The sequence below is a fragment of the Nocardiopsis aegyptia genome (assembly GCF_013410755.1).
GTDB classification, from domain to species: Bacteria; Actinomycetota; Actinomycetes; order Streptosporangiales; family Streptosporangiaceae; genus Nocardiopsis; species Nocardiopsis aegyptia.
The window spans coordinates 3823550-3836488 of record NZ_JACCFS010000001.1 but is presented as its reverse complement, the minus strand read 5'-3'; the positions used below and the strand labels follow the sequence as shown (position 1 = coordinate 3836488).

Annotated in this window: 10 protein-coding genes; 3 read left to right on the top strand and 7 right to left on the bottom strand. The window is 74.9% G+C overall.

Annotated features, from left to right (window positions below; translation table 11 throughout):
• Positions 1 to 21: 21 nt before the first annotated feature.
• The 7 genes from HNR10_RS17290 to HNR10_RS17260 all read right to left on the bottom strand — a co-directional run bounded on the left by HNR10_RS17290 (position 22) and on the right by HNR10_RS17260 (position 6869).
• On the bottom strand, positions 22 to 999 hold the full coding sequence (locus tag HNR10_RS17290; protein WP_179824829.1) for a 3-oxoacyl-ACP synthase III family protein: 978 nt from the start codon (positions 997 to 999) through the stop codon (positions 22 to 24).
• 25 nt (positions 1000 to 1024) lie between these two features.
• Positions 1025 to 1729, bottom strand: a complete 705-nt coding sequence (gene fabG / locus HNR10_RS17285; RefSeq protein ID WP_179824827.1) for a 3-oxoacyl-ACP reductase FabG — start codon at positions 1727 to 1729, stop codon at positions 1025 to 1027.
• Positions 1726 to 2955: a beta-ketoacyl-[acyl-carrier-protein] synthase family protein gene (locus HNR10_RS17280; RefSeq protein WP_179824825.1), complete on the bottom strand. Its 1230-nt coding sequence runs from the start codon at positions 2953 to 2955 to the stop codon at positions 1726 to 1728. The genes fabG and HNR10_RS17280 overlap by 4 nt, the downstream gene beginning before the upstream one ends.
• Entirely contained in the window at positions 2955 to 3194 is a 240-nt protein-coding gene (locus tag HNR10_RS17275; protein ID WP_179824823.1) for an acyl carrier protein, read from the bottom strand. Before HNR10_RS17275 ends, HNR10_RS17280 begins: the two co-directional genes overlap by 1 nt.
• A 76-nt stretch (positions 3195 to 3270) precedes the next feature.
• Positions 3271 to 4323, bottom strand: a complete 1053-nt coding sequence (locus tag HNR10_RS17270; protein WP_179824821.1) for a beta-ketoacyl-[acyl-carrier-protein] synthase family protein — start codon at positions 4321 to 4323, stop codon at positions 3271 to 3273.
• Positions 4324 to 4325: 2 nt separating this feature from the next.
• A complete protein-coding gene (locus HNR10_RS17265) occupies positions 4326 to 5306 on the bottom strand; it encodes a ScbA/BarX family gamma-butyrolactone biosynthesis protein (protein WP_179824819.1) in 981 nt (326 codons plus the stop codon).
• A 318-nt stretch (positions 5307 to 5624) separates the two neighbouring features.
• On the bottom strand, positions 5625 to 6869 hold the full coding sequence (locus HNR10_RS17260) for an MFS transporter (RefSeq protein WP_312889496.1): 1245 nt from the start codon (positions 6867 to 6869) through the stop codon (positions 5625 to 5627).
• 634 nt (positions 6870 to 7503) lie between these two features.
• Here HNR10_RS17260 and HNR10_RS17255 point away from each other — a divergent pair.
• From HNR10_RS17255 to HNR10_RS17245, 3 genes are all read left to right on the top strand, one after another.
• The gene (locus tag HNR10_RS17255; protein WP_179824815.1) at positions 7504 to 7887 is read left to right on the top strand and encodes a hypothetical protein; all 384 of its coding nucleotides are present in this window, start codon (positions 7504 to 7506) and stop codon (positions 7885 to 7887) included.
• 449 nt (positions 7888 to 8336) lie between these two features.
• Positions 8337 to 10520 (top strand): WD40 repeat domain-containing serine/threonine protein kinase, encoded by a 2184-nt coding sequence (locus HNR10_RS17250; protein WP_179824813.1) that lies wholly within the window; start codon positions 8337 to 8339, stop codon positions 10518 to 10520.
• Positions 10521 to 10719: 199 nt separating this feature from the next.
• Positions 10720 to 12936 (top strand): WD40 repeat domain-containing serine/threonine protein kinase, encoded by a 2217-nt coding sequence (locus tag HNR10_RS17245; RefSeq protein ID WP_179824811.1) that lies wholly within the window; start codon positions 10720 to 10722, stop codon positions 12934 to 12936.
• Positions 12937 to 12939: the final 3 nt, after the last annotated feature.

The window sequence follows — 12939 nt, the reverse complement described above, 5'->3', positions numbered from 1 at the left end:
GTGTCCTCCTAGGGCGTCGGGTCAGTACCAGGTCATGAGCGTGGTGGCGGCGGTCATCCCGCCGCCGACCGCCGCGAACAGCAGCCGTTCGCCCCGCTCCAGCGGGCGTTCGGCGTGCGTGGCGGCGAGCGTGAGCGGAACCGAGGCCGCGGCCGTGTTGCCGAGGCGGGGCGCCGTGAGGGTCATGCGCGCGGGGTCGATCCCCGCCTCGTCGGCGAAGGCGGTGAGCAGGCGGGTGTTGGCCTGGTGGAGGACGAACCGGTCGATGTCGGCCAGGCCCAGCCCGGCGTCGTCCAGGGTCTGGCCCACCAGCTTGTGCAGGGTCGACATCGCGTAGTCCCTGACCCGGCGGCCGTCCATGTGGAACAGGTGGGCGCCGGCCTCGCGGGCGGCGTCGTCGAGGGGGAGCGAGGTGCCCCCGGCGTCGACGCCGACGTAGCGGTGGAGTTCGCCGTCGGCCACGAGGTGACCGCCGTGGACGCCGTAGCCGTCGGGGACGTGCCCGAGGACCACCGCTCCCGCTCCGTCGCCGAAGAGGCTCACCGTCCGGCGGTCGGTGCGGTTCATGATGCCGGAGAACATGTCCGCCCCGACCACGAGCGCCCGCTCGCCGGGCCGGTCGCGGAGCAGGGCGTCGGCGACGGTGAGCCCGTACAGGAATCCGCTGCACACGGCGTTGACGTCGAAGGCGGCCAGGGTGGGCAGGCCGAGCTTGGCCTGGAGGATGGCGGCGGTGGACGGCTGGGGCACGTCGGGCGTGCAGGTCGCCACCAGCAGGGCCGCGGGCGGGCGGCCGTCGGGGGCGCCCGCCAGCGCCTCGCGCGCCGCGGGCAGTGCGAGGTCCGAGGTGGCCGTGCCCGGTTCGGCGTACCGGCGTTCCATGACGCCGGTCCGTTCGGCGATCCAGTCCGGCGTGGTCCCGGACCAGTCCGCGACCGTCCGGTTGTCCACGACCCGTTCCGGGACGTGGGCGCCGATCGACAGGACTCCTGTGGGCATGTGTCGCGCCTTTCCGTGGTGGGGGTCAGTGCCCCATGCCGAGTCCGCCGCTGACGGGCAGGACGGCACCGGTGATGTACGAGGCGTGGTCGCTGGTGAGGAAGCCGACGGCGGCGGCGACCTCCTCGGGGGACCCGGGCCGGCCCAGCGGGGTCGACCGCAGGTACTCCTCCCGCCGGGCCGGGCGCAGGTCTCGGGTCATGTCGGTGTCCACGAGTCCGGGCGCGACCACGTTGACGGTGATGCCGCGGGACCCGACCTCCCAGGCCAGGGAGCGGGCCAGCCCGACGAGGCCGGCCTTGGCCGCGGCGTAGTTGGCCTGGCCGGGCGAGCCGGTCATGGCCACCGACGACGAGACGAGGACGATCCGCCCCCACCGCCCCGCGAGCATGCCGCGCGCCGCGTGGCGGACCGCGCGGACGACCGCCCGCAGGTTGGTGTCGAGCACCGCGTCCACGTCCGCGTCGGACATGCCGAGCAGCAGGCCGTCACGGGTGATCCCGGCGTTGGCCACCAGGACCTCCACGTCCCCCTGGTCCCGGGCGACCGTGGCGAACGCCTCCGCCACGGCCTCCGGGTCGGTGACGTCGCACCGCACGCCGGACAGGCCCTCGGGCGGCGGTCCGGAGCGGTGGGTGACGGTCACCCGGTCGCCGCGCGCGGCGAGCGACCGGGCGACGGCGAGCCCGATGCCCCGGTTGCCGCCCGTGACCAGCACCGAGCGGCTCACGGGGCCGTCACCAGCACCGCGGCGTTCTGCCCGCCGAACCCGAAGGAGTGGGAGACGGCCGCCTCGATCCCGACCCTGCGCTGCTCCTTGGCCACCACGTCCACGCCGACGTCGGGGTCGACGGCGTCCAGGTTGGCCGTGGGCGGCACCACTCCCCGCTCGACGGCCAGGACGGTGTAGGCGGTCTCGACCGCGCCAGCGGCGCCGATGAGGTGGCCGATGACCCCCTTGGTGGAGGTGACCGCCGGGCCCTCGCCGTAGACGCGGCGGATCAGCGCCGCCTCGGTCACGTCGTTCAGGGGCGTGGACGTGCCGTGCGCGTTGACGTGCCCCACCTCGGCGGGGGCCACGCCCCCGTCGGCCAGCGCCGCGCGCACGGCGCGCTCGGCGCCCGAGCCCGTGGGGTCGGGCGCGGAGGGGTGGTGGCCGTCGGCGGAGGCGCCGAAGCCGCTGATGCGCGCCCGTACGCGGGCGCCGCGGGCGCGCGCGTCCTCCAGCCGTTCCAGGACCAGCATCCCCGCGCCCTCGCCGGCCACGAACCCGTCGCGGTCGGCGTCGAAGGGGCGTGAGGCCCGGGACGGGTCGTCCCGGCGGTGGGAGAGCGCCCCCATCTTCGCCAGGCTGGCGACGCCGGTCGGGGTCAGGGCGGCCTCGCTGCCGCCGGCGATCGCGATGTCGCACGCCCCGGTGCGCAGGAGGAGCCGGGCGTAGCCGACCGCCGTCGCGCCGGAGGCGCAGGCCGTGGACACGACCTGGTTGGGGCCGAGGGCGCCCAGGTCCATGGCGATGTAGCCCGCCGTCATGTTGACGGGCGCGGTCACCATGAGCAGGGGCGAGACCAGCTCGTGGCCGTGCTCCCGGTAGGTGTCGTGCTCGCGCTCCAGACTGGCGGCCCCGCCGAAGGAGGTGCCGACCACGACGGCCACGCGCGCGCCGTCCCACGTGCGGTGGTCCAGCCCGGCGTCGGCCACCGCCTCGCGCGCGGCGGCCATGCCGAGCTGGCTCACCCTGTCGACCCTGGCCGCGGTGCGCCGCCCCAGGGCCTGGACCGGGTCGAATCCCGGTACCTCGCAGGAGAAGTCGACGGGCAGGCCCTCCAGGGCGGGGGTGTGCGCGGCGGTGGGGACGCCGGACCAGATGCGTTCGGTGTTGTCGGCCACGCCGATCCCGGCCGGGGTGAGCAGGCCGAGGCCGGTGACGACCGCGTCGAAGTGGTTCCCGGTCATCAGGCCTCCTGGAGCTGCTTGTCCAGCAGGGCGACGATCTCCCCGAGGGTCGCCTCGGGGACCATGTCGGTCTCCTCGATCACCACGCCGGTGCGCTTTTGCACCGCGACGGTCAGTTCGATGAGCAGGAGCGAGTCGACGTCGAGCGAGTCCAGGGTCGCGTCGGTGGCCAGCTCCTCCAGCGGGACGCCGGCGACGGTGCTGAAGATGTCGAAGAAGAGGTCCTGGGTGGCGGACATGGGGTTCTCCCTTGGTCGGTTCGGGATGGGTGGGTGGGCGGGCGGTGGGGGGCGGTCCGGGGGCCGGGTCGGTCGGTCAGTCGGCGGGGCGGGCGGGGCGGCGCTCGGGGCGGCTCACGACCACGGCCGTGAACGTGAATCCCCCGCCGCCGTTGAGGACGAGGGCGTGCTCGCCGCGCGCCAGGTACCCGTGGGCGACGATCTCGGCGAGGGACGCGTTGAGGTCGCCCGCCCCGACGTGCCCGCTGGCGCGGCCGAGGTCGAGGACCTCCGCGTCGGTGGCCCGCCGCAGGGGCGGCTCGTAGGCCTCGTCCATGGCCTTGCGGCCCAGGCGCGGCAGCACCGCGTAGCGCAGGCGGGGGTCGTTCCGGGTCAGGCCGGCCTCCGCCAGACAGGCGGCGACCGTCTCCTCGATCCGGGCGTGCGCGGTCTTGGTGAAGGTCTCCGCGCCGCGGGTGCGCACGAAGTCGCGCTTGGGGCGGCGCACGTCGATCATCGGGCTGTGCTCCAGGGGGCCGCCGTTGAGTCCGTCGTCCCCGCGGTGCATGACCTCCAGTTCGGGCGCGGCGCGCGTGGTGACCGCGTGCAGCAGAAGGTCGGTCGCCAGCCCCTCGTCGCGCTCGACGAGCACCGCGGTGCCCGCGTCGCCCGCGGCCATCCCGTAGTCGGTCAGCCAGCGGTGCCAGCTCGGCATGAGGAAGCGGTCGGCGGTGGTCACCAGGGCGGCGCCGGAGGAGTCCCGGGCCAGCCGGTCCACGGCCAGTTCGATCCCGATCGCGCCTCCGTTGCACTGCTGGAGCAGCCCGACGGGGACGGCGTCCCCCGCGCCGAGTTCGTTGGCGATGTAGTGCGGAGCGGACCAGGCGTCGTGCCCCTGGTGGTGGACGCTGGCGTGGGCCAGCAGGGACACCCCGCCGGCCGCGCGGGCGGCGCGGGCGAGGACGGTGCGGGCCGCGCGGACGGCCATGTCCGGCGGAGCGACGTCCTCGCTGACGGGCAGGCTCGTGTAGCCGAGGTCGCGGGCGGTCCTGGAGTCCACGTCCGACGCGGCCAGCGCCTCCTGGACGGTCTGCCGGCCCGGCGGGTACCAGACCTCGGCGGTCAGTGCCAGGGGTGGTGTCAGCCGCATGGTCACGCCTCCAGCGGGGTGACGCCGACGGTGACCGAGCAGACCTCCTCGCCCCGCTGGTCGAACCGGACCGTGACGCTCCTGTCGCGTCGGCCGGTGTCCAGCACGGGTTCGACGTGCGCCCGCACGTCGGTCGGCTCGTCCAGTTCGACGAAGGCGGCGAAGACGGCGCGCACGCTGTGCGCGTATCCCTGCGGGTGCGCCCGCCCCGCTCCGGCGGCGAGGACGGCGGCCTGGGAGGCGGCCTCCAGCAGGGACATCGCCGGGACGTGGTCGAGGGGGTGGTCGTAGTGGACGGGGTGGTCCGGGGGGACGTCGAGGCGGGCCTCGGCCGTGCCCGTCCCCCACATGCCCTCGACGAGCACGACGTTGCGCGGGTCGGAGCGGTTGACCAGGGCCGCCGGCACGGGGGTGCCGCGCCGTCCGGTCGGCATCTCCGCGGAGAGCGGCGGCGCCGAGCCCCGGCGGAGCCGCCGGTAGGAGCGGTACCCGGGCTTGGCCAGGTAGCCGGCGGAGACCGTGCCGGAGCCGAGGGGGTCGCCGTCCAGGCGGAGTTCGGTGTCGAAGACCGCGGACCGGACGTCCTCCCCGCGTCGGACGACCTCGCGCGCGGTGATCCGGATCGACAGCCGCCCGGGGCGGTCGTGCCCGTCCCGCGCCGTCTCCGGTGCGCGGACGCGGCTGGTCCAGTCGGTGACGAGGAAGGAGGTGTCCTGGGGCACGCCGAGCCACCGGTGCGCGACGACCGTGGCCGCCTGGCGGCAGCACTCCAGCACGAGGAGGTGGTCGGGCACGTCGGGGGCGACGTGGTGATCGGTGTAGTGGAAGTGGCGCCGCGGCAGTTGGGCGCCCACGAGGTAGGAGCCGTCCCCGAGTGCGCGGGCGTCGGTGACGTAGACCTCCGCGACGGCCTCACGGTGGACGAGTGTGCGTTCGAGCGGCCGGTCGAACGACAGCTCGTACTGGTCCGGCGTGATCGTCATGGTGCTTCCCGTTCCTCCCCTGGGCCCTTGGTGGACCGGCTCACCCCCAATCTGGCAACCGGTGATCCGGGGTCCGGGGGGACGGAGGGGAGGAGTCGCGCAGGATCGCCGCGCGCACGCCGAAGGCGCGGCGGTGAACCGCTCAAGGTTCGGCAGAGGTGCAGGTGGGCGAGCTCGCGGGGGTCACCTGAAGGCCCCCGCTCACCCTCGGCCGGTGAGGTGGATCACCCTCGGGACAGCGCGACGGGGGCGACGGATCACCGTCGCCCCCGTCCGCGCGGGGCGCCAGGCGCGCGTCAGGCGCGCGTCAGGCGCGCGTCAGGCGCGCGAGCGGCGCAGGATGAAGACGTAGAGCACGACCGTCGCGCAGACCGTCGTCGCGCAGATCGGCACGAACGCGAGCTGGAACGCGGTCGGCCCCTCGGGGAGCGCCTGGAGGACGGCCCCGGCGAGCACCGTGCAGACCACGGCGGTCGTGAAGCCGGACATGTTGACCAGGCCGGAGGCCACGCCCGTCCGGCTCGCCGGGATACCGTCGCGCGCGAAGTCGAAGGAGACGGTGGGCGCGAGGGTCTGGCCGATCGCGCTCGCCGCGAGCACCCCGATGCCCACCGCCAGGGGCGCCCCGCCCGGCCAGACCACCAGCAGCAGCCAGCCCGCGCTCAGCGTGGTCCCCAGGGTGAGCGCGAGGCCGCCGCGCACGTTCGGGTTGCGGCCGATCAGCACCCCGACGAAGGGCGCCACCCACAGCCCGCCCGCGGCCAGGGCGGTCAGGGTCACGGCGGCCGTGCCCTCGGACAGCCCCAGGCCGCCCACGAGGAAGGGGTAGCCCCACAGCACCATCATCATCGTGAAGGGCGCCATGACGGCGGCGTGGTGCGCCATGCCGATCCGCGGCCCCCGGGCCGCCAGGGCCTCCTTGAGCGCCGCCCACAGGGAGATGGGCGCGGCGATGGTGGCGTGGCCGGCGGCGCCGGCCGGCCGGTCGCGGACGACCAGGAGCACGAGCAGCGCCATCAGGGCGGTCACTCCGGCGGTGGCCAGGAACGCGGCCTCCCAGCCGAACCCGCCCAGGGCCCACGCGAGCGGCGCCGCGCTGGCGACCTGACCGGTGCCGCCGACCACCCCGGTGAGTCCGCTGACCAGGGCGTAGCGCGAGCGCGGGAACCACAGGGCGGCGAGCCGGATGACGTTGAGGAAGACCAGGGCGTCGCCGAGGCCGATGAGGAACCGTCCGGCGACGGCCAGCTCCACGACGGGGGCGAGGGCGAACAGCCCGGAGCCGAGCGTCATCGCGGCCATGCCGATGCCGAGGGTGAAGCGCGGGCCCAGGCGGTCGGCGAGCAGCCCCGCGGGCACCTGGAGCAGGACGTAGACGAGGAGCTGGAGCATCGGCAGCACGGAGAGCAGGGCCGGGCCGACGTCGAAGCGGGCCTGGGCCTCCAGGGCCGCGACGCCGAGGCCGTTGCGGTGCAGCATGGCCAGGAAGTAGCCGGCCACCGCCACGGCCCAGACGAGCCAGGCGCGCGTCCCTCCGGTGGGTTCGGCGGGCCGCGCGCCCACGCTCGTCCTGTCACCGGATGTCTCGGGCTGCGTCTGCGTCACGCGCTGCTTCTCTCCTCGGGGGATGTCTCGTGGTGCTCCGTCCCCAAGTGTCCCCCAGTCGGACGAATGCCCCTTACACCGGGGTGAACGGGAGCGCAAAATCGCCCACCTCCTTCGGCACGGCCAGAGGTCTGGACCACGCAAAGACCCCGTCGTTCCAGGTCAAGCGTTCGCAAGCTGCGCAAAGTCACTGTAAGTGACACCGGGCATGCCAAGGGTCGGCAAAACGGGTGATGCTGACGACAGCCCCCGGTGACCCAGGGACTGTTTTTCCGCCGGGAATCTTTCGAACACGCATCCGGAAAGGATGCTCTGAACAGGTGGTTCACCATCCAACCCGATCGATACCCTTTCGTTAAATGTGATATGCGTCACATCTTGAAGCCTCGACTGCGAGGGGTGAGTTACTGCTAGCATCCGGAGCGCAAAGAATAACTACGAGGTAACGACACCGTTCACACCTCACCAATCTTTGCCGAGGAAGCACCCCGGACCGCTCCGGCCGAGGAAGCCCCTCGCACCGCGGCGTCGTGGCCGCAACAAGCGCACACGGTCAGTACCGCGGAAACCCTAGAGACCACTGGAGACGACCTTGAGTCACTGGCGCCTGAACAACCCCCGGGCCACCCGGGCGAAGTCGGCTCTCGCCAGGCGAATCAAGCACAAGCCCCGCCACGCCTTCTGCGCGGAGCGTGCGATCACCGCCCTGCTGGGCGAGCTCGCCTCTCTCACTCCCCGCCAGCTCTACTGGTCCGGGACCTCGGAGATGGCCGTGATGTCGGTACGGCGTGACGTCAACGTCTGGTGCCGCGACGGACGCTTCTTCTGGAACGACCTCTTCCGCAACGGCCAGACGGTCTCCCACCCGGCCAGCGACCCGGTCGGCGCCGCCGCGCTCCTCAACCCGTGCACGCGGGTACCGGAGCCCGTCATCCAGCGCCACCACCGCCCCATGGCGGGTCTCACCGCGGCCTGAGCGCACGGGCCCGCGCAGGGCCCGACCGCACTTTCGATCCCTTCCGGCCGGAGACCGACGTCCCGGTCAGGATCCACGCCCGTCGGCCGCGCCGCGTCCGCCCCGTGACGCCGCGCTCCCCCGTGCGGGCGACACCGCCGCCGCCGGTGGTCTCCTACCCGGTCACGGCCTCCGCATCCCCGCGAGCCAGGGTGTGACACGCCACGTCCCGTGCCGTCCGCGCGCCGCGCGCGACACACCGGCACGGGTATGGCCGCGCGCCACCGCCGCCCTCGCCGACGATTCCGGTCCCCGCGGTCGCGGACCAACGACCGCATATCCACGGAGAACATCCGAAATCGTTCCCCAAGGGCGACCTTGAGGGGTTACGGTGATTTTTCGGATGCCCCGATGCCCCCCGCTCGTCGATGGGCTCCGCGTCCTCATTCATCCCTGGCCGCAGAGGACCCATGCGCCCCTTGACTCCGGACGATCCCACACACCTCGGCGGGTATCGGCTTACCGCCCACCTGGGTTCCGGTGCCCTGGGACCCGTCTTCGCCGGCGTGCGCGAGGACGGCGGCGCGGCGGCGGTACGGGCCGTCCGGGCCGAGGACGCGGCCGACCCCGCCTTCCACTCCCTCCTGGACCGCGAGGCGGAGATCGTCGCCCGGATCCGGAACCGCTTCGTCGTCCCCCTGCTCGGCCACGACCTGGCCGCCGCGCACCCCTGGACCGCGAGCGCGTACGTCAGCGGGCCCTCCCTGCTCGACCTCGTGCACCGGACCGGTCCCCTGCCCGCCTCCGCGCTCGCCCACATCGCGCGCGGACTGGCCGAGGCCCTGGACCACGTCCACGCCGCGGGAACGATCCACCTCGGCCTCACCCCCGCGCACGTGCTCGTCGACGCGGCCGGGCCGAGACTCGTCGACGCGGGCATCCGCCGGGCGGCCGACGGCGCCCGGATCACCTCTCCCGGCGACTCCGTGTACTGGGCGCCCGAGCACCTGCCCGGCGACCGGTCCGCCCCCACCGACGACCTCTACTCCCTGGGCGCGGTCCTGGCGTTCGCCGCGACCGGCCGGGCGCCGTCCGGCAACGGGCCCGCCGCCCTGGTCGACGCGCTGCGCGCGGGCTCGGCCGGGGCCGCCTCCCCCCTTCCCGACGCCCTCACCGCCTGCCTGGACGTACGCCCCGAGCACCGCCCCTCGGCGGCCGAACTCCTACGCGCCCTCGGCGGTCCGCTCCCCGACGACCCGGAGCCGTGGCTTCCGTCGCGCGCCCGCGCCCTGGTCGCCCGGTTCGAGGAGGACTCGGCCACGGCCCTGCGGACCGCCCGTCCCGGGCCGGGGACCGGCCAGGACCCGGCCGCCGGTGCCGCGACGGACGCGCGCGAGCCCGCCGCACCCCAGCCCCGCCTCGAAGGCCGACCCGCCGACCGCCCCGGAGCCGTCCCCGCCTCCCCGCGCCGGGAGCACCCCGGTACCGGGTCCGGCCCCGCCACCGGGTCCGGGTCCGGGTTCCGGTCCCCGGCCGCGACCAGGGCGCCCAGGGCGGCCCGCCGTCGGCGCGTCGCGGTACGGATCGCGGCCGCCGCCGGGGCCGCGGTGCTCTTCGTGACCACGGGGCTGGCCGTGACGGCCACCCTGTCCTCCGAGGACGTCCAGCCCGCGGACGTCCAGGCCCCGGACTGCTCCTCCCCCGTCGGCATCGACCCCGCGCTCGCCCCCACCGAGGAGCCCCGGACCCGCTTCAGCCCCGACGTCCCCTTCCGGCTCTCCTTCTCCCCCAACGGCTCGGTCCTGGCCGTCTCCCAGGTCGGCGGCGTCGACCTCTGGGACTGGGACCGCTCTAGCCCGCTCGCCGCGATCCCCACCGACGGCTCCGTCGTCCCGCCCAGTCCGGTCTCCTTCAGCCCCAACGGCTGCGTCCTCGTCCACGGCGGTCCCGACGGCGCCGCCGTGACCGACCTGCCCACCGGGGAGGCGACCCGTGTGGGCGGCGGCTCGGCCGTGCACTCCGTCGCGTTCAGCCCCGACGGCGGCACGCTCGCCGTCGGCGTGGAGGGGGACCCGGACAACCGCCTCCTCCACCTGCTCGACCCCGCCACCGGCGAGACCGTGTCCGCCCTGGCGGGTTCGGCACGGCTCGGCGCGCTGCGCTACTCCGCCGACGGCGGCACCCTGGTCGGCAGCGAGGACAACGCCGGGTTCGCGGTCTGGCGGCTGGACCGCCCCGGCGACGTGTCCCTGATCGGGGACGGCTCCGGCAGCGAGGCGTTCGCCGTCCTGCCCGACGGCTCGGGCATCCTGCTCGTCCAGTCCGACCGCGTGGTCCTGGTCGATCCCGGTACCGGCGAGGTCGAGCGCGAGTTCGTGCCCCCGCCCGGGGACGGCGTCCTGGTGGACGTGGCCTACAGCCGCTCGACCGGCCGCGTGCTGGCCGCCCGCCTGGACGCCGCGATGGGCGCCGAGTCCGTGGTCGCCTGGGACGTACGGACCGCGGAGCGGGTGCGGCTCGCGGAGGATCCGCCCGCCGTGTACCCGATGGTGCTCTCGCCCTCCGGCAACCACCTGGCCGGGCTCCGCGCGGGGTCCCACGACATCGCGGTCTACGACATGGACTTCTCCCTGGTCGGCGTGCTGGCGCAGTGACCGCGGCCCCGAGGGGCCGCACGGGGACGGGGCCGGCGACCGGTCGGGAGCGCGCCGGGAGGCCGATCGGGGGCCGGTCGGCCGGTTCGGGCCACGCCCTGGGGCGCTCGTCCGGGGACGGCTACATTTGGCGGGGGACGGCTCCACCCCACCCCGCCCGCCGCCCCGTGCCCCACGCAGTAAGGAACGCGTAGCAGCCGTGCAGCCACTCGCCTCCGACGATCCCCAGAGCATCGGCCCGCACCGCCTCCTGGCCCGCCTGGGCGCCGGCGGCATGGGCAAGGTCTACCTCGCGCGCACCCCCGACGGGCACCTGTGCGCGCTCAAGGTGGTCAAGGAGGACCTGGCCCACGACGCCCAGTTCCGGGCCCGGTTCGCCCGCGAGATCCGTGCCGCCCAGCGCGTGCGCGGCCCCTTCACCCCCGCCGTCGTGGACGCGGACCCCGACGCCCCCGCGCCGTGGATGGCCACCGAGTACGTGCCCGGTCCCACCCTCAAGGAGGCGGTCAGGAACGGCGGCCCCTTCCCCGAGCCGTCCCTGCTGGTCCTCACACTCGGCCTCGCCCGCGCCCTGGCCACCATCCACGCCGCCGGGCTCATGCACCGCGACCTCAAGCCGAGCAACATCCTGCTCTCCCCGCGCGGCCCCCAGGTCATCGACTTCGGGATCGCCCGCGCCGTCGAGGGCACCGTGCTCACCCGCACGGGCCAGACCTTCGGCACCCCCGCCTACAGCTCCCCGGAGCAGGTCGTCGGACAGAACGTCTCCCCGCGCAGCGACCTCTTCTCGATGGCGGGCGCCGTGGTGTTCGCGGCCGGCGGTGAGCCCCCGTTCGGGTCCGGGCCGCCCGTACGGGTCCTCCGGCGCGTGATGTCCGGACAGCCCGCCCTGGACGCCGTCCCCGAGGGCACGCTGCGCGACCTCCTCGCCCGCTGCTTCGCCAAGGACCCCGTCCACCGGCCCGAGGCCGAGGAGGTCCGCGCCGCCCTCGCCGAGCTGCCGCTGCCGTCGGCGGAACACGGATGGCTCCCCGCGCCCGTCACCGAGCAGATCGACCGCCACGCGGGCCGGACCCGGCGCGCGGAGGAGTCCGACCTCACGACCGCCGACATGAGCGCCCCGGACGGCTTCGGCACCGGTTCGACCCCGGGGTGGCCCGACACGACCGTGCCGGGCGAGGGCACCGGGCCGGGCCAGGACCCCGGACGGACCGGGGGCACCGTGCCCGGCGAGGGCACCGGCGCGGACGGACCGTCCCCCGGCGCGAGCGCGCCGTGCCCGTGGTGGCGCCGCCGCGCGGCCGTCGTGGCCGCTGCCGCGACGGCCGCGCTGGTCGTCGCGGGCGGGGGCGCCCTCGCCCTCACCGCCCTCCCCCTCGGCTCTCCCGGGGCGTCCGGCACCGGCGCCGACCCCTCCGCCGATCCGTCGACCGACCCGTCCGCCGGCCCGGACTCCACCGGGGGCGGGGCCCTGTCCGTCGACCTCGACGGCTTCACCCTCGACCTGGGCTTCTCCGCCGACGGCGAGACCCTGTACGTGTACGGCACGGAGCTCTCCGCCTGGGACTGGCGCGAGGGCGTGCCGGTCGACGTCTTCGAGCCCACACCCCTCAGCGGCGCGATCGGACACGACGGCCTCATCGTCGCCGCCTACGTCGACCACATCCGCGTCTGGGACGGCGACAGCGAGAACATCACCGCGCACTTCGGCTCCGCGCACGAGAACGGCGACCGCGGCTACTACCAGACGCCCGCGATCACCGACGACGGCACGAAGGTCGCCGCGACCGCGGCGGAGGACGGTCATCCGAGCAACGACCACGTCCTCCAGGTGTGGGACGTGGCGAGCGAGACCCCGGACGTCGAGATCCCGCTGGAGGGCATCCTGTACGCGCTGGAGTTCTCCGCCGACGGCTCCCTGCTCGTGGGCCGCGAGGAGGCCGCCGACGGCTCGGGGCCGCTCGGCGTGTCGGTGTGGGACGCCGCGACCGGGGAGCGGCTGCACACCTTCACCGACGGGTACGGGCACCAGTTCGCCCTGGCACCCGAGGGGCGGACGATGGCCGTCAGCGCCCCGGACGGCGACGGGGAGGGCCCCACCGGCTACGAGCTGATCGACCTCGACACCGGGGAGGTGACCGTGCCGCTGGCGGACCTGGGCGAGGACCACGCCAGTGTCATGGGGATCCACTTCTCCGCCGACGGCGGCCGGGTCTACGCCGTCACCGGCGGCGGCGCCACCGAACCCGGCAGCGTGTGGGACGCGGAGACCGGCGAGCTCGTCGTCGAGTCCGGCCCGCTGCTCTACGAACCGCTCGCCGAGCAGGACGACGGAGGGCACTTCGCCACGATGACCTCGGACTCCCGCATCCTCGTCCTCGACGCCGACTTCGGCGTCGTCACCGAACTGCACTGACCG